Below are 21,007 nucleotides of genomic sequence, written 5' to 3'. Positions count from 1 at the left end.
CCCCGCGCTCAGGCGGCGGGGACGCCGTAGTGCGCGTCGACCATCACCGGGAGGTGGTCCGAGACGCCCTGGGGCAGCGTGGAGACCCGCTCGATCCGCACGGAGTCGCTGATCGCGAAGTCGAAGTGGCCGCTGAAGTAGCGGTAGCGCGCGTAGGTGGGGGAGTCGCTCCGCGAGACCAGGTAGCCGTTCCGGGTCATCCGGCGGTCGAGTCCGCGGAAGAACCACGGGTAGTTGTAGTCGCCGACCATCAGGGAGGGGGTGTCCGGCGCGTACTCGCGCAGCCGGTTCAGCGCCTCGTCGATCTGCTTGCGGCGCAGGGCGTTGCCGGCCGAGAGCGGGGCGGCGTGGAAGGAGGAGACGGCGATCGATCCGCCGTCGCGGTCGTCGAGGCGGACGGCCAGCAGGCGCTCGTGAGCGGGGGACATCACCCGGTCGTGCATGGACTTGCTGAGCTCGAACGCGGCGCTGCCGGAGAGCTCGAAGCGGTCCTGCGAGTAGTAGACGGCCAGGCCCAGGCGGTTGCGGGCCGTGACGGACGCGAGCCGGAGCGAGCCCACCTCCTGCGGCAGCTTCGTGGTGTCGCACTCCTGCAGGCACAGGACGTCGATGTCGTGGCGGGCGGCGAGGGGGGCGATCTCGGCGTGCGCTCGGTGCTCCCGGAGGTTGTAGGAGATCACGCGGAGGGCGCGTTCGGTCGGCTGCATTTCGCCAGTGTAGGGCGCGCCGACCGAGCGCCGGCCGACCCTCCGGCGAACACGGAGGGACCTCCTCGGAACACGGTCGGAACGTTCGCCGACCGGCCGGGGAGGTCCCTCGCGGAGCCGTGTCAGTGCTGCTCGGTGCCCGAGGCGTCGGTCTCGGCGTCGGTGCCGTGGACGCCGTCGGTGGGGCCCCAGTCGGGCAGCGGGGGGTTCTGCTCCTCGCCGTCGGCGCCGACGCCGTCGGCCAGGGGGGAGGCCGCGCCGCCGACCTCGTCGAGGCCCGCGGAGGTGCCGGTCTCGGTGGCGGGGTCGGGCGTGCGCGCGCCGTCGGTCGTGTCGGTGCCGTCGGTCGTTTCGGTGGGGGTGGGCTCGATGTCGTAGTCGGAGCTGCTCATGTCCCGACGCTACGACTCCGCCGCCCGCGGGGGCACCCCCTTGCGCTCCCGTGAACGACGGAGGCCCCCCGCACCGGGAAGGTGCGAGGGGCCTCCGAAGGGGGAGTGCTCAGCGTCCGTAGGCGGAGGCGGCGGGGCAGTCGAACGGGTCGCCGCCGGCCGACAGGCCGACCTTGTTGAGGTAGCGGACGACGATCGCGTACGACTCCATCAGCGAGGTCTCGGTGTAGGGGATCTGGTGGGTGGTGCAGTACTCCTTGGCGATGACCTGCGCACGGCGCAGCGCCGGGCGGGGCATGTTCGGGAAGAGGTGGTGCTCCACCTGGTAGTTGAGTCCGCCCATGTAGAGGTCGGTGAACCAGGTGCTGCGGATGCTGCGCGAGGTGAGGACCTGGCGGCGGAGGAAGTCGACGCGCGCCTCCTTCGGCAGCAGCGGCATGCCCTTGTGGTTCGGCGCGAACGAGGCGCCCATGTAGAGGCCGAAGACGCCCAGCTGCACGCCGACGAAGGCGAACGCCATGCCGAGGGGGAGGGCCCAGAAGACGACGGCGAGGTAGAGGCCGACGCGGGTGACGAGCATGGTGATCTCGACCCAGCGCTTGTCGACCTTGCCCTTGCCGAACACGGTGCGGAAGCCGTGCAGGTGCAGGTTGAGGCCCTCGAGCAGCAGGAGCGGGAAGAACGCGTAGCCCTGGCGGCGGGTGAGCCAGGCGTAGAGGCCGCGCGAGCGGGCCGCGTCCTCGGCGGTGAAGGAGACGACGTCGCGCTCGATGTCCGGGTCCTTGCCCAGCACGTTCGGGTTCGCGTGGTGGCGGCTGTGCTTGGTCATCCACCAGGAGTAGCTGATGCCGACGAAGAGGTTCGCGAGGGTGCGGCCGGCGACGTCGTTGGCCTTGCCGGACTCGAACACCTGGCGGTGCGAGGCCTCGTGGGCGAGGAAGGCGAACTGCGTCAGCACGATGCCGAGGGCGGCGGCGAGCAGGAGCTGGAACCAGGAGTCGCCCAGCAGGACGAAGCCGGTGACGATGCCGCCGAGCGCGAGGACCAGCGCGCCGAACATCGTGTAGTAGAAGCCGGTGCGGCGGCGGAGGAGCCCCGCGTCGCGGACCGTGCTGAGGAGACCGGAGTACTCGGTCGTCGGGTTGACGCGGCCGTCGGCGCGGGGACGGGTGCGGACGACGCGGGGGGCGCCTCCGGTGACGGACGTGGTGGTGGGGGTGCTCATCGGCGCCTCGCTCTTCGTGGTGACCGTCGGCGTCGACGGTCTCTCGGCGAGCGATCCCGACGGGGGGCGGTCCGCTCATGGTTCACCGCGTCGGTAGGGGCCGGACGCGGCATCAGGGCGACCGGGGTCAAGGGCAACCTGGTGTGAACACTACGGGGACGGCGGCGGCACCGCACCATGGCGATTGCCAGCCTTCGCTCCGCGCGTGTCGGGAAGGGGAGTGCGCCTCCGGCGGGACCGCCGGAGGCGCACGGGCTCAGGAGCCGATCGAGTCCTGCGGGCGGCCGGACTTGAGCGCGGCGAGGCGCGCCTCCACCTCGGTCATCTCACCGAGGTCCTCGAGCGACTCGAACTGCGCGTCCAGGCTCGAGGAGGCGAGCTCCTCCGCGCCGCGGACGCGCGCCTCCTCGCGGCGGATCTTCTGCTCGAAGCGGCTCACCTCGCTCGTCGGGTCCATCAGGTCGATGCTCTTCACGGCGTCCTGGACCTGGCTCTGCGCCTCGACGGTCTTCGCGCGCGCGATCAGCTCGTCGCGCTTGCTCGAGAGCTGCTGCAGCTTCTCGCGCATCTGGTTCAGGCCCGACTTGAGCTTGTCGACGACCTCGGTCTGCGAGGCGATGGTCGGCTCGGCGTCCTTCGCCTCCTTCTCGGACTGGATCTGGCGCTGCAGAGCGACCTTGGCCAGCGCGTCGAACTTGTCGGCGTCGCCGGCGCTCCCGCCGGTGCGCAGCTCGTCGGCCTTGCGGCTCGCGGCGAGGGCCTTGCCGCCCCACTCCTGGGCGTTCTGCACGTCCTCGCGGTAGTCGTCCTCGAGCAGGCGCAGGTTGCCGATCGTGGTGGCGATCGCCGCCTCGGCGTCGCGGATGCTGTCGGTGTAGTCGCGGACCATCTGGTCGAGCATCTTCTGCGGGTCCTCGGCCTGGTCGAGGAGCGCGTTGATGTTGGCCTTCGCGAGCTGCGCGATGCGGCCGAAGATCGACTGTCTCTGAGCCATGGGTGTCTCTCCTTGCGTCGTGGGTGGTGCCGGATGTCGGAGGTGGTGCCGGAGTCGTGGGGGAGGTGGTGGTCGTCGGTCGTGCGCTGATGCCCGGGGGCGCTCAGAAGCGCCCGCCGCCGCCGCGGCGTCCGCCTCCGCCGCTGCTGCGCCCGCCGCCGAAGCCGCCGCCGCCGGAGCGCCGGGACGAGCCTCCGCCGCCGAAGCCGCCGCTGAACCCGCCTCCGCCGAAGCCGCCCGAGCGGTAGCCGCTGCGGCGTCCGCCTCCCAGGAGCGACTCGACCAGGATCCCGCCGAGGAATGCGCCGGTGGTGTCGCCACCGTAGGGGCTGCCGACGGCGTTCGGGGCGGAGTAGGCGCCGGCGTCGGCCCGCGCCCGCTCGAGCGCCTGCTGGGCGAGCTGCGAGGCGCGCTGGGCGGAGGCGAGAGCCTCGCGGGGGTCGGTGGCGGCGATGCGCTCGGCGTACTCGGCCGAGCGGGCGGCCTCGGCGACGCGGGTGCGCGCCTCCGAGCCGACCGCGCCGCGGCGGGCCGCGATGAAGTCCTCGGCGGCCGAGACGCGGCTGCGGGCGGAGGTGAGCTCGGCGCCGAGGGCGGCCCGCTCGCGCTCGCGCTGGGCCTGCGCGTCGCGGAACCCGCCGACGGCGCCGTCGATCGTGGCGTCGGCGGCGGTGAGCGCCTCGAGCAGGGCGAGCGGGTCGTTCGGCCGCACGGAGGCGGCGCGCTCGACGTCGTCGAGGGCGGCCTCGGTCGAGGCGACCGCCGCGGCGACGTTCTGCGCCTGGGCGGCGGACTCCGCGTCCGGGGAGGCGGCGAGCGCTCGTCCCTGCGTCACGTCGGCGCGGATCTCGGCGATGCGGCCGGCGAGCGACGCCTCCGCCTTCTGCAGCTCGTCGCCCCTCGTCGCCACCGCGTCGACGAGCCCGGAGGCCTGCCCGGCGGCCTGCTGCCCGGCGCGCAGCAGCACGGCGGCGCGGCCGGAGTCGCCGGCCTGCAGCGCCTGCTGGGCGCCGGCGAGCTGGTCGCGGGTGAAGCGGAGGCGGTCCTCGGCCTGGTCGGCGTCGTCGCCCACGTCGTCGATCGCGGTCGGCGCGTAGCGGGAGGCGAGCTCGGCGAGGCGGGCGCGGGCCGAGGGGAGGCGGTCGCCGACCTCGGCGGCGCGGGCCGTGAGCGCGGCGGCGACCTGCGGCGCGTTCTTCTCGAGGTCGCGCAGCTCCTCGAACGCACTCGCGCGCTCGTCGAGCGTCTGCTCGGCGTCGGCGCAGAGCTGGAGGATGCGCTGGTAGCCGTCGCGGCGCTCCTGATCGGTCTCCGGCTCGGCGTCGTCGAGGCGCTGCTGCAGGGTGAAGGCCTCGCCGAGCAGGTGCTTCGCGGTGACGAGCGCCTCGCGGAACGCGCCGGTCGCGTCGGCGCCGAACTGCGCCTCCGCGAAGCCGACCTCCTGCTCGCTGGTGCGGACGGCGTCGTCGGCGTGGACGAGGGCCGATCCGGCACGGGCGGCGAGCTCGTCGATCGAGGCCTCCGCCGCCTCCTGGGCGCGGCGCTTCCGCGCGCGGCGGACGAGCAGCAGCACCACGAGGCCGATCACGACGAGGGCCGCGAGCACGCCGAGCGCGATCAGCAGCCCCGAGCCGAGGGACTCGCCGGCGCTGGGCGCGTCGAGGCGCTGCCCGATCCCGTCGGCGGCGGCCACCGCGGCTCCGGCCCAGTCGCCGTCGGCGAGCCTCGGCTCGATGTCGTCGGACTGGAGCGAGGAGACCTGCGCGTCGTCGAGGGCGAAGCCCTGCGCGACCGACACCTGGTACTGGCGGGCGTCGACCGCGACGGCCAGGAGGACGTCGTCGGTGCCCAGTCCGTTGCGGGTCGCGGTCTCGTCCGCCCACGCGGCGCGGTCGGACGGATCCGTGAAGGAGTCGACGAAGGCGACGAACAGCTGCACGCGGTGCTGGTCGTAGAGGGCCCGCGAGGCCTGCTCGATCTCGGCGGTCTCTCCGGAGCTCAGCACCCCGACCGAGTCGAGGACGGTGGAGGAGGAGAAGGAGACGGGCGACTCGGCCGTCGCCGCGGTCGCGGGGACCAGCGCGAGGACCGCGGCGATCAGGAGGGCCGCGAGCGCCGGCAGCAGCCGGGAGCTCACGGGGTGGTGGGGTCTCGCCGGCATCGCGCACACTCCTTCGTCGTCGCCTCCCGAGTGTAGACAGCCCGGGTGTCCGAGCAGGGGTCGGGAGGCGGCAGGCCGTCGACCGCGTGCCCGGGGCGCGGGGGATGGGAGAACGCCGGGAGGAGGAATGACCGTGCTCCGCTCGCGGTTGTCGCCCGGAGTGCGCCGCAGGTGCACGTGCCTCCCCCCTCAGGGCAGCCCCCTGAGACAGCTCCGTAGAAAGGCGATCCCGTGGATCCGTTCTCCCCCCTCACCGCCGGCGACCTCGACCTCCCCAACCGCATCGTCCTGGCACCGATGACGCGACTGCGCTCCGACGAGCAGGGCGTGCCCGGCGCGATCGTCGCCGAGTACTACGCCCAGCGCGCGAGCATGGGCCTGCTGATCAGCGAGGGCGTCTTCCCCAGCGCCGAGTCCAAGGGCTACGCCGGGCAGCCCGGCATCGAGACCGACGCGCAGGCCGCGGGCTGGCGCGCCGTCGCCGACGCCGTGCACGCCGCGGGCGGGCGCATCGTCATGCAGCTGATGAACGCGGGCCGCGTCTCGCACACCGAGATCACCGGCACCGACCGCATCGTCGCCCCGAGCGCCGTCGCCATCGACGGAGAGGTGCACACCCCCTCCGGCAAGAAGCCGTTCCCGGTGCCGCACGCGCTGACCACCGAGGAGCTGGCGACCGTCCGCGACGAGTTCGTCGCCGCCGCCCGCCGCGCGATCGACGCCGGCTTCGACGGAGTCGAGGTGCACGGCGCCAACGGCTACCTGCTGCACGAGTTCCTCTCGCCCGTCTCCAACGTGCGCACCGACCAGTACGGCGGGACCCCGGCCGAGCGCGCCGCGTTCCCGCTCGAGGTCACCCGCGCGATCGTCGACGAGGTCGGAGCGGGCCGCGTCGGCATCCGCCTCTCGCCGGCCCACAACATCCAGGACGTCGTCGAGACCGACGCCGACGACGTGCGCGCCACCTACGAGGCCGTCGTCGACGGGCTCGCCCCGCTCGGCCTGGCCTACCTCAGCGTCCTGCACGCCGAGCCCGCCGGCGAGCTGGTCCAGGACCTCCGCTCGCGCTTCGACGGCGTCTTCATCGCCAACAGCGGCTTCGGCTCGCCGACCAGCCGCGAGGAGGCGACCGAGCTGATCAGCGAGGGCCACGCCGACGCCGTGGCCGTCGGCCGCCCGGCGATCGCCAACCCCGACCTGGTCGAGCGCTGGCAGGGCGGGCACCCCGAGAACGAGGTCGTCCAGGAGACGGTCTACGGCGGAGGAGCCGAGGGCTACACCGACTACGAGCCCCTCTCGGCGTAGTCGCGACGCACGCGGAAGGCCCGCTCCCTCGAGGGGGAGCGGGCCTTCCGCGTACCGGGGGGATCAGCTCTCGCTGCCCCGGCTCTTCAGCTCGGACTCGATGCGGGCGTCCTGCTCGGGCGAGAGCTCGTGGTCCTCGTCCTCCGGGCCGGCCGTCTCGCCGACGCGGCCCTCGCCGAGGGCGTGGATCGAGGTGATCTCGTCCTCGAGCGCGGCGTCGCGGTCGTGCTCGCTCACGAGCCGGTCTCGATCTCCCCGGCGGAGACGGCCTCGGCGTACTTGCGGAGGTCCGGGCCGGGCTCGAAGTCGATGAAGCGGTCCTTGAGGCGCGCGTTCAGCTCCGCGAACACGTCCTCCCAGGGCTCGCCCTTCTTGCTCGTCGCGAGGTCGAGCACCGCCTCGCGGAGGACCCTGTCCGAGTCCTCGAGGATCTTGTCGCGGGCTTCGTCGTTCCAGCGGATGTCCTGTGCGTCCATGCTCCGACCGTAGGCGCGGGGCCGGGGCGCCCCAAGGACTTGCGGGCGGGGGGCGGGAGGCGTAGGAGCCCCCGCCGCTCCGCGCTCAGGAGAGCGCCGGCAGCACCTCGCGCTCGAACAGCTCGATGCCGGACCGGTCGTAGGCGGCGTCCGGGAAGTAGAGGATGCCGTAGTCCATCCCGCGCGACTGCATGCCGGCGAGCCGGTCGACGATCTGCGAGGGAGTGCCGACCGCGAGCGCGTCGGGGCTGCGGTACTCGGCGACGAAGGACGCCGCTCCCTCCGCGCCGAGGTACGGGGCCACGCGCTCCTCGAGACGCTGCAGCGCCGCCTCGACCTCCGCCTCCGTCTCGCCGATCACGACGTTGTAGTTCGAGCTCCGGGTGATCGCCGAGAAGTCGGTGCCCAGGCGCTCGCAGTGCCCGCGGAGGACCGAGCTCTTGTGGTCGAACGCCTCCGGGGTCCCGGCGAAGTTCGTGTACTGCGCGTACTGGGCCGCGATCCGCAGCGTGACCTTCTCGCCGCCGCCGGCGACCCACAGCGGGATGCCGCCCTCCTGCAGGGGCAGCGGTCGGTTCTGCGCGCCGTCCACCTGGTAGTAGCGGCCGTCGAGGGTCGCGGACCCGGTCGTCCAGGCCTGCTGCAGGATCTGCACGCCCTCGTCGAGCCGGCCCAGCCGCTCGGCGATCGGCGGGAAGCCGTAGCCGTACGCGCGCCACTCGTGCTCGTACCAGCCGCCGCCGATGCCCATCTCGACCCTCCCGCCCGAGACGATGTCGACGGTCGTCGCGACCTTGGCGAGGTAGGCGGGGTTCCGGTAGCCCATGCAGGTGCACATCTGGCCCAGTCGCACGCGTGACGTGGTGGCGCCGAACGCGCTCATCAGCGACCACGCCTCGTGCGTCGCCTCCTCCGTCACCTGCGGGACGGTGTGGAAGTGGTCGTAGACCCAGATCGACTCCCAGGCGCCGTCGTCGGCGTGCCGGGCGAGGTCGCTCATGGTGCGCCACTGGTCGGCGGCCGGGACGCCGACGAGGTCGTGGCGCCAGCCCTGGGGGATGAAGAGTCCGAATCGCATGCCGCCGACCCTAGGGCGGCCCGCCCCCCGAGGTCGAGGGGGTCGCGGTGCTCGCGTACGCTTCCGACCGATGCTGACCTTCACAGAGGATCTCGGACTCCCCGTCCTCGCGCTGATGATCCTCGCCGCCTTCGCGGCCGGCTGGATCGACGCGGTCGTGGGCGGCGGCGGACTCCTCCAGCTCCCCGCCCTGCTCCTCGTCCCCGGGATCTCGCCCGTGCAGGCGCTCGCCACGAACAAGCTGGCCTCGATCTTCGGCACGACCACCAGCGCGATCACCTACTACCGGCGCGCGAAGCCCGATCTGCGCACCGCGCTGCCGATGGCGGCGGTCGCCCTCGCGGGCAGCTACGGAGGCGCGACGCTCGCCGGCCTCCTCCCGGCCGCGGTGTTCAAGCCGATCATCGTCGTCGCGCTGATCGTGGTCGCCGTCGTGACGATCGCGCGCCCGGCGCTGGGCAGCGTCACGGTGCTCAAGCACGCGGGCCGGCGCCACCTCGTCACGGCGGCCGTGCTGGGACTCCTGATCGGCTTCTACGACGGCCTGATCGGACCGGGCACCGGCACCTTCCTGATCATCGCCCTGATCACCGCGCTGGGCTACGACTTCCTGCTCGCCAGCGCCAAGGCGAAGATCGTCAACGTCGCGACCAACCTCGGCGCCCTGCTCTACTTCGTGCCGGGCGGGCACGTGATCTGGCTGCTGGGCCTCCTGATGGGCGCCGCCAACGTGGCGGGCGCGTACCTCGGCTCGCGGATGGCCGTCGCTCGTGGCAGCCGCTTCATCCGGGTCGCGTTCCTCGTCGTGGTCGGCGCCCTCATCCTCAAGGTCGGCTCCGACGTGTGGACCGAGAACCTGGCGCCGCTGCTGCGCTAGCGCGGGCTGCGGGACCGAGCCGCGGAACGAGGACGGGACCCCCGCCGCAGCAAGGGGTCCCGTCCTCGTTCCGATCGCTCGGCGCTCCGCTCCGCCGACCTCAGCCGAAGGGGATCGAGCCGACCAGCACGCCGACGGCGAGCATGACCAGCGAGACGACGACCGCTCGCCACAGCACCTTGCGGTGGTGGTCGCCGAGGTTCACCGCGGCGAGGGAGACGAGCAGGAGGATCGCCGGGACCAGCGGGCTCTGGAGGTGCACCGGCTGCCCGGTGATGGAGGCGCGCGCCATCTCGACCGGCGAGATGCCGTAGTTCGCCGCGCTCTCGGAGAGCACGGGAAGGATGCCGTAGTAGAACGCGTCGTTCGACATGAAGAAGGTCATCGGGATGCTGAGCACGCCGGTGATCACGGCGAGGAACGGGCCGAGCGCCGGCGGGATCACCGCGACGACCCACTCCGCCATGGCGTCGACCATGCCGGTGCCGTTGAGGACGCCGATCAGCACACCGGCCGCCAGCACCATCGACACGACGCCCACGATGCTCGGCGCGTGCTTGACGATCTCGGCCGCCTGGTCCTTCATCTTCGGGAAGTTGATCAGGAGGGCGACCGCGGAGCCGACCATGAACACGTAGGGCAGCGGCAGGATGTCGGCGACCAGCAGCGTCATCACCGCGAGGGTCAGGACCAGGTTCACCCAGATCAGCTTCGGGCGCAGCGTCTCGCGCTCGGGGTCGAGCATCGTGTCGGCCATCGCGGTGTCGGCGTCGTCGGCCTGCACGCGGGCGGCGACCGCCACCTGGGCTCCGCGCAGGGCCTGAGGGCCGCGCAGGAAGGAGAAGCGCTCCCGGGCGACGGTGCGGATGCCCCCGGTCAGCGCCGCGAGGCCGCCGGTGCGGGCGCCGCCCGAGCGGGAGGAGGAGCCGCGGCCGGCGCCGACGAGCTCCTGCTCGAGCATCGGCTCGGCCAGCGCGAGCGAGCCGAGGCGGCGGCGCTCGCCGAGCCCGAGGAACCAGGCGAATACGAGCGTGACGGCCAGGCCCACCGCGAGCGAGGGGAGCATCGGCACGAAGATCTCGCTCGGCGAGACCTGGAGGGCCGCGGCGGCGCGCACCGTCGGTCCGCCCCAGGGGACGATGTTGAGCGTGCCGTTGGCCAGGCCCGCGACGCAGGTCAGCACGACCGGGTTCATCCCCAGGCGCAGGTAGATCGGGAGCATCGCGGCGGTGGTGACGATGAAGGTGGTCGAGCCGTCGCCGTCGAGCGAGACCGCGCCGGCGAGCAGCGCCGTGCCGAGCACGACCTTCGCCGGGTCGTCGCCGAGGGCGCGGACGATGAAGCGGATCAGCGGGTCGAAGAGCCCGACGTCGATCATGATCCCGAAGTACATGATCGCGAACATCAGCAGCGCGGCCGTGGGCGCGAGGCTGCCGATGGCCTCGAGGACCATGTCGCCGATGCCGAGGCCGGCGCCCGCGAAGAGGCCGAAGATCGTCGGCACGACGATCAGGGCGACCATCGGCGTCAGCCGCTTGGTCATGATCAGGGCCATGAAGGCCAGGATCATCGTGAAACCGAGTACTACCAACACAGCTGACTCCTTCGTCCAGTGCCTCCGCCCGCGCTCGGCGGGAGAGCCGGCCGGGAGATGGTGGAAACCCTAGGCAGCCCCGCGTCCGGCGCCGGGGTATCGCTCATTACGGCGACATCTGCGCATAGTGTGGCTTCTGCGCATTCTGCGCACGACGATGGCGAGGAGGCCCCGATGCGCTTCGCGACCCACGTCCTGGTCCTGCAGCTCGCCACGGTGTCGGCCGCCGTGCTGGTCTGCGCGGGGCTCGTCACCGCGCTCAGCGTCCAGCAGCTGCGCGGCGAGGCGGAGGGCACGGCGCTCGCCATCGCCCGCACCGTCGCCGAGGACCCCGATGTGCGCGCCGCGGTCGCCGCGTCCTCCGCCGTGCCCGGCGCTCCCGCCGCCTCGGAGCTGCGCGGCGGACCGCTCGAGGACGTCGCCGCCGCCGTCGAGCAGCGCACCGGCGCGCTCTTCGTCGTGATCACCGACGATCAGGGCATCCGCCTCGCCCACCCCGACGAGGACCGCCTCGGCGAGCGGGTCTCGACCAGCCCCGACGAGGCGCTCGCCGGGCGCGAGAGCGTCTCGTGGGGCACCGGCACGCTCGGCGAGTCGGCACGGGCCAAGGTCCCGGTCTTCGCCGCGGGGGAGCAGCGGGTCGTCGGCGAGGTCAGCATCGGCTTCGCGCGCTCCAGCGTCTTCACCGACCTGCCGACCGCGCTGCTCGGCGTCCTCGCCGCGGCGCTCGCCGGGCTGGTGCTCGCCGCCGTCGCCTCCGTCTTCATCCGCCGCCGCCTGCTGCGCCTGACGCTCGGCCTCGCTCCGGAGGAGCTCACCTCGCTCGTGCAGGACCAGGCCGCCGTGCTCGACGGGGTCGACGAGGGCGTGCTCGCGCTCGACCGCGACGGGCGCGTCGGCGTCTGCAATGCGCGGGCCGCCGCGATCCTCGGCTCCGACGATCCGACCGGGCGGGCGCTGCACGGGCGGCCGCTCGCGGAGCTCGACCTGCCCGTTCCGCTGGCCGACGCGATCGGCGCCGCGCTGGACTCCGTCGAACCGCCCCGCCCCGGAGGCGAGGAGGGCTTCGTCGTCCGTTCCCGCATCGTCTACGTCGACATCCGCCGGGTGACCCGCGGCGACCGCGACCTGGGCGTGGTGGTGGTGCTGCGCGACCGCACCGACCTCGCCGCGCTGAGCCGGCGCCTCGACGCGGTCGGCGCGATGACCAACGCGCTCCGGGTGCAGCGGCACGAGTTCGCCAACCGCCTGCACGTGGTCGCGGGCCTGCTGGATGCGGGGCGGACCGCGTCGGCGCGCGACTACCTCGACGAGGTGCTGACCCGCGGCCCGCTCAAGTACCCGGTGCAGCACGCCGACCGGCTGCAGGAGCCGTACCTCCAGGCGCTCGTCGGGGCGAAGGGGATCGAGGCGGCCGAGCGCGGCGTGCTGCTGACGCTCGGTGAGGAGACGCTGGTGCGCGGCACCGTCGTCGAGCCGGAGGACGTCGCCACGGTGGTCGGGAACCTGGTCGACAACGCGGTGCGCGCGGCGGTCGAGGGGCGGCGGGACGTGCGCTTCGTCGAGGTCGAGCTGCTCGACGACGGCGACGCGCTCTTCGTGACGGTCGCCGACTCCGGCGACGGAGTGCTCGATCCGGACTCGCTGTTCGACCGGGCCGGCGCGGGCGACCCCGTCGAGGACGACGGTCGCGTGCACGGCCGGGGCTTCGGCCTGCCGCTGTGCCGTGAGGTGGCCGCCCGCCGCGGCGGCGAGGTCTGGCTGGCGGACGCCGGCGGAGCGGAGTCGGGGGCCGTGCTGTGCGCGCGCCTCCCCGGAGCGGTGCGGTCGCCGGAGCAGGACGGGGACGGGTCATGAGCGCGGACACGGCGCGGGAGCGCACGGTGCTGGTGGTGGACGACGACTTCCGGGTCGCGCAGCTGCACGCCGACCTGGTCGAGGCGCGGCAGGGGCTGACGGCCCTTCCTCCGGTGCACACGGCGCGCGCGGCGCGGGCGGCCGTCGCCGAGCACGCGCCCGATCTGCTGCTGCTCGACGTGCACCTGCCGGATCAGAGCGGGATCGCGCTGCTCCGCGAGCTCGACACCGACGCGTTCGTCGTGAGCGCCGCCTCCGACGGGGCGACGGTGCGGCGCGCCCTGCACGCGGGAGCGCTCGGGTACCTCATCAAGCCGTTCGAGGCGCGCCTGCTCGGCGAGCGCCTCGACGCGTACGTGCGGTTCCGGAACGTGCTGCGGGAGGACCGCGCGGCCGATCAGGAGGCGGTGGAGCGGGCGCTGCGCATCCTGCACTCGGGCGACGCGACCGCCGCGCAGCCCTCGCGCTCGGCGACCGAGCAGCTCGTCCTGGCGCGCCTGGCCGAGTCGGGCGCCGAGCTGTCGGCCCTCGAGGTGGCCGAGCGCGCCGGCATCTCGCGCGCCACCGCCCAGCGCTACCTCTCGGGTCTCGCGGGCCGCGGCCTCGTCGAGATGACCCTCAGCTACGGCACCACCGGCCGCCCGGAGCACCGCTACCGCGCCCGCTGACCCTCCGCGAGCGGAGTCCGCGATCGATCCGGCGGGGCGTTCTCGGCGGTCGGGACCCGCTCTCGGGGACCTGAGCGCCTAGGGGAGCTGACCGCGGAGCACCGGCGTGCGGTGCTCGGTCGAGCCGAACGGGGGATCCGCGTGTCAGCGGATCCCGCTAGGCGGTCGGGACCCGCTCTCGGGAACCCGACCGCCCGTGGGAGCCGACTGCGGTGCGCCGCCCTGCGGCGCACGAGACGGCCCGTCGAACGGGCGATCCGCGTGTCAGCGGATCGTCGTAGGCGGTCGGGACCCGCTCTCCGGGACCCGACCGCCTAGGGGAGCCGACTGCGGTGCGCCGCTCCGCGGCGTTCGGTCGAGCCGAACGAGCGATCCGCGTGTCAGCGGATCGTTCTAGGCGGTCGGGACCCGCTCTCCGGGACCCGACCGCCTAGGGGAGCCGACTGCGGTGCGCCGCTTTGCGGCGCACAAGACGACTCAGTGCGTCGCGTCGACGTCCGCGCCCGCGGCCTCGGCCACGCGGCGGCGCTCGGCGGCCTCGGCGGCCATGCGACGGCCCTTGGGGCTGACGAGGGAGGCGATCACCGTGATCACGAGGACGCCGATGATGACCGAGAGCGACAGTCCGGTGCCGATCTCGAAGACCTCCACGTGCTCGCCGTTGTTGATGAACGGCAGGTTGTTCTCGTGGAGCGCGTGCAGGATCAGCTTCACGCCGATGAAGGCGAGGATCGCGGCGAGGCCGATGCTGAGGTAGACGAGGCGGTCGAGCAGACCGTCGATGAGGAAGTACAGCTGGCGCAGGCCCAGCAGCGAGAACGCGGTCGCCGTGAAGACGAGGTACACGTCGCTGGTGAGGCCGAAGATCGCCGGCACGCTGTCGAGGGCGAACAGGATGTCCGTTCCGCCGATCGCCGCCATGACGAGGATCATCGGCGTGAGGACCTTCTTGCCGTCGATGTGCGTGTAGAACTTGTCGCCGTCGTACTGGTCGCTCGTCTTGAAGATCCGCTTGGCCAGGCGCACCATCACGTTGTCGCTGGAGTGGTCGTCGCCCGGCTTGACCAGGTTGAACGCGGTCAGCAGCAGGATCAGGCCGAAGATGTAGAAGACCCAGGCGAACGAGTTGATCAGTGCGGCGCCGAGGAAGATGAAGCCGGTGCGGGCGATCAGCGCGAAGACGATGCCGAAGAGGAGCACCTTCTGCTGGTCGGCGCGGGGCACCTTGAAGCTCGCCATGATGATGAGGAAGACGAACAGGTTGTCGACCGAGAGGGCCTTCTCGGTGATGTACCCCGCGAAGTACTCCGATCCGGGGGTCGCTCCGCCGAAGACGAGGACGCCGAGCCCGAAGAGCACGGCGATGCCGACGTAGAGCGCCGACCAGATCGACGACTCCTTCAGCGTGGGCTCGTGGGCCTTCCGGACGTGGAAGAAGAAGTCGAAGAGCAGGAGCAGGACGATGAAGACGATCGTCAGGGTCCAGATCAGGGGCGATACGGTCATGAAGGGGCTGGCCTCGCTCGTGAAGGGGGGTCGGGGGACGGTCGCGGGGGTCGCTCGTCAAGGGAAAAGGTAGCGAGGCACCGTGACGAGCAGGGTGCCCGCCGATGGATCGTGAGTATCTTCTCAGTTCTCCGCGCGTCCCTCGCGCCCAGCGGCCGGGGCGCCACACTGGTCACCATGACCGGCGCCGCTGTCGACAGGACCTTCCAGGACGCCTCCGGCGTCGTCATCCACTACCGCTGGTGGCCGCACCCCTCGCCCCGCGCGATCGTGCAGCTGGCCCACGGGGTCGGCGAGCACTCGGGGCGCTACGTCGAGCTGGCGGAGGCGCTGGTCGCCGCCGGGTACGCGGTCGCGGCGGACGACCACCGCGGGCACGGCCGGACCGGCCTCGAGCAGCACGGCGGCGACTCCTCCCGGCTCGGACTGCTGGGGCCGGGCGGCCTGCGCGCGACCGAGGCGGCGATCCTCCGGCTGACGGAGCTGCTCGCGGAGGAGAGCCCCGGCGTGCCGATCGTGCTGCTCGGCCACTCGTGGGGGTCGCTCATGGCGCAGCGGATCGTCGACCACCACTCCGGCGCCTACGCCGCGCTCGTGCTGAGCGGCACGGCCTACCGCCTCCCCGGGCACATGAACGCGGGCGACCTGGCGAAGCGGCACCGCGTCGCCGGCGGCCTCGGCCTCGAGTGGCTCTCCCGCGACCCGGAGGTCTGGCAGCGGTTCCACGACGACCCCCTCACCTTCACCACGCCGCTCGCGAAGCGGATCGGGCTGGTCGAGACCCTGCGGCTGGTCGGCCGCCCGAAGCGCGGGCCCGAGCATCCGCTGCCCCTGCTGCTGGTCGTGGGCGCCGACGACACCCTGGGCGGCGAGCGGTCGGTGCGCGCGCTCGCCCAGGCCTACCGGCGGCGGGCCGGGTACACGGACGTCTCGGTGCGGGTGTACCCGGAGGCGCGGCACGAGCTGTTCCAGGAGCTCAACCGGACCGAGGTCACCGCCGATCTCGTGGAGTGGCTGGGTGAGCGCTTCCCCGCCCCGGCTCGCGCCTAGGCTGGCGTCATGCATGGCGAGTACAAGGTCCCCGGCGGAAAGCTCGTGGTCGTCGACCTCGACGTGGTCGACGGGAGGTTCGCCGGGTTCCGCCTGGCGGGCGACTTCTTCCTCGAGCCCGACACGGCCCTCGACGACATCGACCGGGCGGTCGTGGGCCTGCCGGCCGAGACCGACGCGAAGTCCATCGCCGCCGCCATCCGGCAGGCGCTCCCGGCCGACGCGGTCCTGCTCGGCTTCACGCCCGAGGCCGTCGCGGTCGCGATCCGCCGCTCGCTGCAGAAGGCGACCAGCTGGCGCGACTACGACTGGCGCATCGTGCACGACCGGGCCGTCCCTCCAGCGACCCACCTGGCGCTCGACGAGGTGCTGACCGCCGCGGTCGGCGAGGGCCGCCGTGAGCCGACGCTGCGGATCTGGGAGTGGGACCAGCCCGCCGTCGTCATCGGCAGCTTCCAGTCGCTCCGCAACGAGGTCGACCTCGACAACGCGGCGAAGCACGGCGTCGACGTGGTCCGCCGCATCTCGGGCGGCGGCGCGATGTTCATGGAGGCGGGCAGCGTCGTCACGTACTCGCTCTACGTCCCCGGCGACCTCGTCCAGGGGCTGACCTTCGCCGACTCCTACGCCTTCCTCGACGAGTGGGCCGTCAGCGCGCTGCAGTCGCTCGGGATCGACGCGGTCTACCAGCCGCTCAACGACATCACCTCGCCCTCGGGCAAGATCGGCGGCGCCGCGCAGAAGCGCCTGGGGTCCGGCGCCGTCCTCCACCACGTGACCATGAGCTACGACATCGACGCCGAGAAGATGGTGCAGGTGCTGCGGATCGGCCGCGAGAAGCTCTCGGACAAGGGCATCGCCTCCGCCGTGAAGCGCGTCGACCCGCTGCGCAGCCAGACCGGGCTCAGCCGCGCCGAGATCATCGAGCGGATGAAGGCGACCTTCGTGCAGCTGCACGGCGGCGAGGCGGGGACGCTGACCGAGGAGGAGTACGCGGCGGCGGAGGAGCTGGTGCGGACGAAGTACTCGACTCCGGAGTGGCTGCGGCGCGTCCCCTGACCGGCGGGTCCGGGGCGGCGGTCGCCGGCGCGTGGACCCGGAGCGGAACGCGGCGGACCGGTCCGGCGGGCTCCCCTCAGCTCGCGAGGAGCTCCTGGTAGTCCGGGTGGTCGGCGATGAACTCGGCGACGAACGGGCAGGCCGGGACGATGCGCCCGCCGAAGCGCTCGTGCGCGTCGTCGAGGGCCGCCTCGACGAGGGTCTCGCCGAGGCCCTCGTGGCGGTGCTCGGGCGCGATCTCGGTGTGGAGGAAGACCACGTCGCGGCCGCGGACGGCGTAGTCCGCGACTCCGACGGTCTCGCCGTCGAGCCAGAGCGTGTAGCGGGACGAGTCCTCGTCGTGGCGCACCTCGGAGATCATCGCGCCACTCTACGCGGAGCCTCCCCGGCACCCGTCGAGCGCGGGCGCGAGGCGCGGAGCGTGTCGCCGGGCTCGCGCGCACTGGCACAATTGCCGGGTGCCCAGGACGATCCAGATCGCGGACGGCGTCCCGGAGTCGCGGAGCGCGGTGTTCCACGCCGACAACCTCGAGGTCCTGCCGCAGCTGGCCGACGGGGCCTTCACCGTCGTCTACCTCGACCCGCCGTTCAACACGGGCCGGGCGCAGGTGCGGACCTCGACCACCTCGGTACGCTCCACCACCGGCACGATCGCCGGCTTCAAGGGGCGCAGCTACGAGCGGATCCGCGGCGACCTGCTCCGCTACGACGACCGCTTCGACGACTACTGGTCGTTCCTCGAGCCGCGGCTGGCCGAGGCGTGGCGGCTGCTCGCCGACGACGGCACCCTCTACCTCCACCTCGACTACCGCGAGGCGCACTACGCGAAGGTGCTGCTCGACGCGCTCTTCGGCCGCGAGTGCTTCCTCAACGAGATCATCTGGGCGTACGACTACGGGGCGAAGGCCACGCGACGCTGGCCGACCAAGCACGACACGATCCTCGTCTACGTGAAGGACCCGCGCGGCTACCACTTCGACTCCGCCGCCGTGGACCGCGAGCCGTACATGGCCCCGGGCCTGGTGACCCCCGAGAAGGCCGAGCGCGGCAAGCGGCCGACCGACGTGTGGTGGCACACGATCGTCTCGCCGACCGGCCGCGAGAAGACCGGGTACCCGACGCAGAAGCCGGAGGGGATCCTCCGCCGTATCGTCCAGGCGTCCAGCCGCGAGGGCGACGCCGTCCTCGACTTCTTCGCCGGCTCCGGCACGACCGGCGCCGTCGCGCACGCTCTCGGCCGCCGCTTCGTCCTCGTCGACGAGCACGCCGACGCGGTCGCCGTCATGCGCCGCCGCTTCGCCGCGCTCGACCCGGCGCCGCTCTTCCTCTGACGCGGGCCCTCGCGACTCCTCAGACCTCGCCGTCCTCGCTCGCCACCTCCCCGACTCCTGCGCACTCGTGCGGAATCGAGCGGAACCGGCGGTGAACCTGCCTCCGGGTCCACGGCTGGGTCTGCTGAACGGGGCCGAGCGATTGTCGGCGCGCCCAGAACACGGAAGTCGCGTACTCGAGAGCGAGTACCGCGACTTCCGCGTACTCGCGGGCCGGCGTCAGCTGCTGGCGCGGACGACCAGCGACGTCGGCATCAGCGTGCGGTGCTCCACGGGGAGCCCCTCGATGCGGGCGGTCAGCAGCTCCACCATGCGGGCGCCGAGCTCGTCGGGGAGCTGGCGAACGGTGGTCAGCGCGGGGACGGCGTTCCGCGCGAAGAGATCGTCGTCGAAGCCCACGACGGACACGTCCTCGGGGATCCGGCGGCCGGCCTCGCGGAGGGCGGCGTAGGCGCCGACCGCCATCTGGTCGTTCGCGGCGAAGACGCCGTCCAGGTCGGGGTCGCGAGCGAGGAGGCGGCGCATCGCCTCGGTGCCGCTCGCCGGCGAGAAGTCCCCCCACTCGACGAGGTCGTCGGCGAGGCCGGCGTCGGTGAGGGCGCCGCGCCAGCCGATCAGGCGGTCGACGCCCGGCGGCATGTCGGCGGGGCCCGCGATGGTGGCGATCCGGCGCCGGCCGCGCTCGATGAGGTGCGCGGTGGCGACGGCCGCCCCTTCCGTGTTGTCCACGTCGACGAAGTAGGAGCCGCGCTCGTCGGGCGAGAGCGGTCGGCCGCCGAAGACGATCGGCAGCGTGCCCGAGAGCGCCGCGTAGGAGTGGTCGCCCGAGTGGTGCGAGACCACGAGCGCACCGTCGACGTTGCCGCCGAGCAGGTACCGCCGCGTCTTCTCGCCGTCCGTCTCGGACGCGATCAGCATCGAGAGCGTGTAGTCCGTGTCGGCCAGGCGCATCGCGGCGCCCTGCACGATCGAGGCGAAGAACGGGTCCGCGAAGACGCGCGCGGTCGACTCCGGCACGATCAGCGCGATCGACTGCGTGCGCCGCGAGGCGAGCATCCGCGCCGCGTGATTGGGCACGTAGTCGAGCTCGCCGATCGCCTTCTCGACGGCGGCCACGATCTCGGCCGCCACCTGCGGGGCGCCGTTGACCACCCGCGAGACCGTCGCGCGCGAGACTCCGGCCCGCGCCGCGACCATCTCGAGGGTGGGGGAGCGGCCCCCGCCGCGGACGCCCGTCGGCTCGCTCACGGGTCAGTCCAGGATCGCCGCGGCGCTGCCGCCGAGCAGTCGGGAGTAGACCAGGCCCGAGTCCTTCACGATCCGCTCCTGCGTGTCGTAGTCGACGCGCACGATACCGAAGCGCTTCTCGTAGCCCCAGGCCCACTCGTAGTTGTCGAGGAGGGACCACACGAAGTAGCCGCGGACGTCGGCGCCCTGGTCGATCGCGTCGGCGACCTTCTCGACGTGGTCGAGCACGTACTGCGTGCGATCCGGGTCGTGCACGCGGCTGTCCTCGACGACGTCGTCGTAGGCGGCGCCGTTCTCGGTCACGTAGAGCGGAGGGAGGTTCTCGTACTCCAGGCCCAGGCGGGTCAGCAGGTAGCGCAGCCCGTCGGGATTCACCTCCCAGTCCATCGCAGTGCGCGGCAGCCCGCGCGACGGGAAGGTGATGAACTCGGAGCCGACCCAGGGGGAGCCGACCTCGCGGTCCGTCGCCTGGGCGAAGTCGTCGGCTCCGGCCGGCAGCGGATGCGCCGAGACGTTGTCGTCGTGGTAGTGGTTCACACCGAGGAAGTCGAGCGGGAGCGAGATGAGATCGAGGTCGCCGTCGACGATCAGCTCGTCGAGCCCGAGCCCGGCGACGTCCTCGAGCAGGTCCTCGGGGTACTCGCCGCGCAGCAGCGGGTCGAGGAAGATCCGGTTCTGGAGGGCGTCGAAGCGGCGTGCGGCGTCGAGGTCGGCCTCGTCCTCGGGGTCGTCGGGGACGGCGTTCGAGAGGTTGAGCGTGATGCCCAGGTTCTGCGCTCCGAGCTGCCGGAGCGTCGAGACGGCCAGCCCGTGGGCGAGGTGCGTGTGGTGCACGGCGGCGAGGGCCTTCTGCTGCGAGATCACGCCGGGGGCGTGCACGCCCGCCCCGTAGGAGAGCAGGGTCGAGCAGAACGGCTCGTTGAACGTCGTCCAGTGCTGCACCCGGTCGCCGAGGCTCTCGTAGACGGCCTCGGCGTAGTCCCGGAAGCGCTCGGCGGTGTCGCGGTTCGCCCAGCCGCCGGTCTCCTCGACGGCCTGCGGGAGGTCCCAGTGGTAGAGGGTGAGCCACGGCAGCACGCCGGCGCCGAGCAGCTCGTCGACCAGGCGGGAGTAGAAGTCGAGGCCCTCGGGGTTCACCGCGCGGTCGCCCGGCTTGACGCGCGCCCAGCTGACCGAGAAGCGGTAGGAGCCGAGCCCCAGCTCCTTCATCAGCCGCACGTCCGCGGGCATCCGGTGGTAGTGGTCCACCGCGACCTCGGGGGTGTCGCCCTTCGCGACCGCTCCGGGGACGCGGGAGAAGGCGTCCCAGATGCTGTCCTCCTTGCCGCCCTCGTGGCCGGCGCCCTCGATCTGGGCGGCGGCGGTCGCGGATCCCCAGAGGAAGCCGGCGGGCCAGTCGCGGACGGCGAGCCTGTCGGCGCGGGCGATCTGCTCCGAGAGGCTCGCCGTCCGCGACTGGCCCGCCGGCTTCCTCTGGGG

General features: G+C 72.8%; 20 protein-coding genes. 7 read left to right on the top strand and 13 right to left on the bottom strand.

The features are described from left to right. Window positions 1-8: 8 nt before the first annotated feature. From C5C59_RS12010 to C5C59_RS11990, 5 genes are all read right to left on the bottom strand, one after another. Window positions 9-707 carry an endonuclease/exonuclease/phosphatase family protein gene (locus C5C59_RS12010; protein WP_104223855.1) on the bottom strand — a complete coding sequence of 233 codons (699 nt, stop codon included), beginning with the start codon at window positions 705-707 and terminating at the stop codon, window positions 9-11. Between the two features lie 122 nt (window positions 708-829). Then, window positions 830-1,099, bottom strand: a complete 270-nt coding sequence (locus tag C5C59_RS12005; RefSeq protein ID WP_104238611.1) for a hypothetical protein — start codon at window positions 1,097-1,099, stop codon at window positions 830-832. Window positions 1,100-1,208: 109 nt separating this feature from the next. Next, window positions 1,209-2,324 carry an acyl-CoA desaturase gene (locus C5C59_RS12000; RefSeq protein WP_104226226.1) on the bottom strand — a complete coding sequence of 372 codons (1,116 nt, stop codon included), beginning with the start codon at window positions 2,322-2,324 and terminating at the stop codon, window positions 1,209-1,211. Window positions 2,325-2,580: 256 nt separating this feature from the next. Continuing rightward, window positions 2,581-3,318 carry a PspA/IM30 family protein gene (locus C5C59_RS11995; RefSeq protein ID WP_104238612.1) on the bottom strand — a complete coding sequence of 246 codons (738 nt, stop codon included), beginning with the start codon at window positions 3,316-3,318 and terminating at the stop codon, window positions 2,581-2,583. Window positions 3,319-3,421: 103 nt separating this feature from the next. Continuing rightward, the gene (locus C5C59_RS11990) at window positions 3,422-5,479 is read right to left on the bottom strand and encodes a TPM domain-containing protein (RefSeq protein WP_104238613.1); all 2,058 of its coding nucleotides are present in this window, start codon (window positions 5,477-5,479) and stop codon (window positions 3,422-3,424) included. A gap of 231 nt (window positions 5,480-5,710) precedes the next feature. Between C5C59_RS11990 and C5C59_RS11985 the strand changes: the two genes are divergently transcribed. After that, window positions 5,711-6,784 carry an alkene reductase gene (locus C5C59_RS11985; protein WP_104238614.1) on the top strand — a complete coding sequence of 358 codons (1,074 nt, stop codon included), beginning with the start codon at window positions 5,711-5,713 and terminating at the stop codon, window positions 6,782-6,784. A gap of 63 nt (window positions 6,785-6,847) precedes the next feature. Here the strand turns inward: C5C59_RS11985 and C5C59_RS17340 are convergent, their stop codons facing one another. From C5C59_RS17340 to C5C59_RS11975, 3 genes are all read right to left on the bottom strand, one after another. Continuing rightward, a complete protein-coding gene (locus C5C59_RS17340) occupies window positions 6,848-7,021 on the bottom strand; it encodes a hypothetical protein (RefSeq protein ID WP_160035225.1) in 174 nt (57 codons plus the stop codon). Continuing rightward, complete coding sequence (locus C5C59_RS11980) at window positions 7,018-7,260, bottom strand: hypothetical protein (RefSeq protein WP_068251275.1); 243 nt, start codon at window positions 7,258-7,260, stop codon at window positions 7,018-7,020. The genes C5C59_RS17340 and C5C59_RS11980 overlap by 4 nt, the downstream gene beginning before the upstream one ends. An 85-nt stretch (window positions 7,261-7,345) precedes the next feature. Continuing rightward, entirely contained in the window at window positions 7,346-8,338 is a 993-nt protein-coding gene (locus tag C5C59_RS11975; protein ID WP_104238615.1) for an LLM class F420-dependent oxidoreductase, read from the bottom strand. A 70-nt stretch (window positions 8,339-8,408) separates the two neighbouring features. On the opposite strand from C5C59_RS11975, the gene C5C59_RS11970 reads away from it, so the two are divergent. Next, window positions 8,409-9,215, top strand: coding sequence for a TSUP family transporter (locus C5C59_RS11970; RefSeq protein WP_104223862.1), 807 nt, complete (start codon window positions 8,409-8,411; stop codon window positions 9,213-9,215). A gap of 100 nt (window positions 9,216-9,315) precedes the next feature. Here C5C59_RS11970 and C5C59_RS11965 read toward each other — a convergent pair whose 3' ends face one another. Further along, window positions 9,316-10,785 (bottom strand): CitMHS family transporter, encoded by a 1,470-nt coding sequence (locus C5C59_RS11965; RefSeq protein ID WP_104233156.1) that lies wholly within the window; start codon window positions 10,783-10,785, stop codon window positions 9,316-9,318. Between the two features lie 198 nt (window positions 10,786-10,983). Between C5C59_RS11965 and C5C59_RS11960 the strand changes: the two genes are divergently transcribed. Both C5C59_RS11960 and C5C59_RS11955 read left to right on the top strand, forming a co-directional pair. Next, window positions 10,984-12,666 carry an ATP-binding protein gene (locus tag C5C59_RS11960; RefSeq protein ID WP_104238616.1) on the top strand — a complete coding sequence of 561 codons (1,683 nt, stop codon included), beginning with the start codon at window positions 10,984-10,986 and terminating at the stop codon, window positions 12,664-12,666. Then, window positions 12,663-13,334, top strand: coding sequence for a response regulator (locus C5C59_RS11955; RefSeq protein ID WP_104223865.1), 672 nt, complete (start codon window positions 12,663-12,665; stop codon window positions 13,332-13,334). The genes C5C59_RS11960 and C5C59_RS11955 overlap by 4 nt, the downstream gene beginning before the upstream one ends. 477 nt (window positions 13,335-13,811) lie before the next feature. Here the strand turns inward: C5C59_RS11955 and C5C59_RS11950 are convergent, their stop codons facing one another. Then, window positions 13,812-14,840 (bottom strand): TerC family protein, encoded by a 1,029-nt coding sequence (locus C5C59_RS11950; RefSeq protein WP_104223866.1) that lies wholly within the window; start codon window positions 14,838-14,840, stop codon window positions 13,812-13,814. Between the two features lie 177 nt (window positions 14,841-15,017). On the opposite strand from C5C59_RS11950, the gene C5C59_RS11945 reads away from it, so the two are divergent. Continuing rightward, complete coding sequence (locus tag C5C59_RS11945) at window positions 15,018-15,890, top strand: alpha/beta fold hydrolase (protein WP_104238617.1); 873 nt, start codon at window positions 15,018-15,020, stop codon at window positions 15,888-15,890. 9 nt (window positions 15,891-15,899) lie between these two features. Continuing rightward, window positions 15,900-16,949: a biotin/lipoate A/B protein ligase family protein gene (locus C5C59_RS11940; protein ID WP_104238618.1), complete on the top strand. Its 1,050-nt coding sequence runs from the start codon at window positions 15,900-15,902 to the stop codon at window positions 16,947-16,949. Window positions 16,950-17,025: 76 nt separating this feature from the next. Here C5C59_RS11940 and C5C59_RS11935 read toward each other — a convergent pair whose 3' ends face one another. Continuing rightward, a complete protein-coding gene (locus C5C59_RS11935) occupies window positions 17,026-17,310 on the bottom strand; it encodes a GNAT family N-acetyltransferase (RefSeq protein ID WP_104238619.1) in 285 nt (94 codons plus the stop codon). Between the two features lie 97 nt (window positions 17,311-17,407). On the opposite strand from C5C59_RS11935, the gene C5C59_RS11930 reads away from it, so the two are divergent. Beyond that, complete coding sequence (locus C5C59_RS11930) at window positions 17,408-18,280, top strand: site-specific DNA-methyltransferase (RefSeq protein ID WP_104225160.1); 873 nt, start codon at window positions 17,408-17,410, stop codon at window positions 18,278-18,280. Between the two features lie 219 nt (window positions 18,281-18,499). Here the strand turns inward: C5C59_RS11930 and C5C59_RS11925 are convergent, their stop codons facing one another. Both C5C59_RS11925 and C5C59_RS11920 read right to left on the bottom strand, forming a co-directional pair. Then, window positions 18,500-19,477 carry a LacI family DNA-binding transcriptional regulator gene (locus C5C59_RS11925; RefSeq protein ID WP_104225165.1) on the bottom strand — a complete coding sequence of 326 codons (978 nt, stop codon included), beginning with the start codon at window positions 19,475-19,477 and terminating at the stop codon, window positions 18,500-18,502. Between the two features lie 54 nt (window positions 19,478-19,531). Beyond that, window positions 19,532-20,956 carry a GH1 family beta-glucosidase gene (locus C5C59_RS11920; protein ID WP_104238624.1) on the bottom strand — a complete coding sequence of 475 codons (1,425 nt, stop codon included), beginning with the start codon at window positions 20,954-20,956 and terminating at the stop codon, window positions 19,532-19,534. Window positions 20,957-21,007: the final 51 nt, after the last annotated feature.

Origin of the sequence: Rathayibacter sp. AY1F4 (genome assembly GCF_002931775.1) — a bacterium.
Classification (GTDB): Bacteria; Actinomycetota; Actinomycetes; order Actinomycetales; family Microbacteriaceae; genus Rathayibacter.
Note: the sequence above shows the minus strand (reverse complement) of the source record. Positions and strands in the feature narration are given on the sequence as shown.

Coding starts and splice junctions, on each gene's coding strand:
- C5C59_RS12010 (WP_104223855.1), bottom strand. CDS start 707: ATGCAGCCGACCGAACGCGCCCTCCGCGTGATCTCCTACAACCTCCGG.
- C5C59_RS12005 (WP_104238611.1), bottom strand. CDS start 1,099: ATGAGCAGCTCCGACTACGACATCGAGCCCACCCCCACCGAAACGACC.
- C5C59_RS12000 (WP_104226226.1), bottom strand. CDS start 2,324: ATGAGCACCCCCACCACCACGTCCGTCACCGGAGGCGCCCCCCGCGTC.
- C5C59_RS11995 (WP_104238612.1), bottom strand. CDS start 3,318: ATGGCTCAGAGACAGTCGATCTTCGGCCGCATCGCGCAGCTCGCGAAG.
- C5C59_RS11990 (WP_104238613.1), bottom strand. CDS start 5,479: ATGCCGGCGAGACCCCACCACCCCGTGAGCTCCCGGCTGCTGCCGGCG.
- C5C59_RS11980 (WP_068251275.1), bottom strand. CDS start 7,260: ATGGACGCACAGGACATCCGCTGGAACGACGAAGCCCGCGACAAGATC.
- C5C59_RS11975 (WP_104238615.1), bottom strand. CDS start 8,338: ATGCGATTCGGACTCTTCATCCCCCAGGGCTGGCGCCACGACCTCGTC.
- C5C59_RS11970 (WP_104223862.1), top strand. CDS start 8,409: ATGCTGACCTTCACAGAGGATCTCGGACTCCCCGTCCTCGCGCTGATG.
- C5C59_RS11965 (WP_104233156.1), bottom strand. CDS start 10,785: ATGATCCTGGCCTTCATGGCCCTGATCATGACCAAGCGGCTGACGCCG.
- C5C59_RS11960 (WP_104238616.1), top strand. CDS start 10,984: ATGCGCTTCGCGACCCACGTCCTGGTCCTGCAGCTCGCCACGGTGTCG.
- C5C59_RS11955 (WP_104223865.1), top strand. CDS start 12,663: ATGAGCGCGGACACGGCGCGGGAGCGCACGGTGCTGGTGGTGGACGAC.
- C5C59_RS11950 (WP_104223866.1), bottom strand. CDS start 14,840: ATGACCGTATCGCCCCTGATCTGGACCCTGACGATCGTCTTCATCGTC.
- C5C59_RS11945 (WP_104238617.1), top strand. CDS start 15,018: ATGACCGGCGCCGCTGTCGACAGGACCTTCCAGGACGCCTCCGGCGTC.
- C5C59_RS11940 (WP_104238618.1), top strand. CDS start 15,900: ATGCATGGCGAGTACAAGGTCCCCGGCGGAAAGCTCGTGGTCGTCGAC.
- C5C59_RS11935 (WP_104238619.1), bottom strand. CDS start 17,310: ATGATCTCCGAGGTGCGCCACGACGAGGACTCGTCCCGCTACACGCTC.
- C5C59_RS11925 (WP_104225165.1), bottom strand. CDS start 19,477: ATGGTCGCGGCGCGGGCCGGAGTCTCGCGCGCGACGGTCTCGCGGGTG.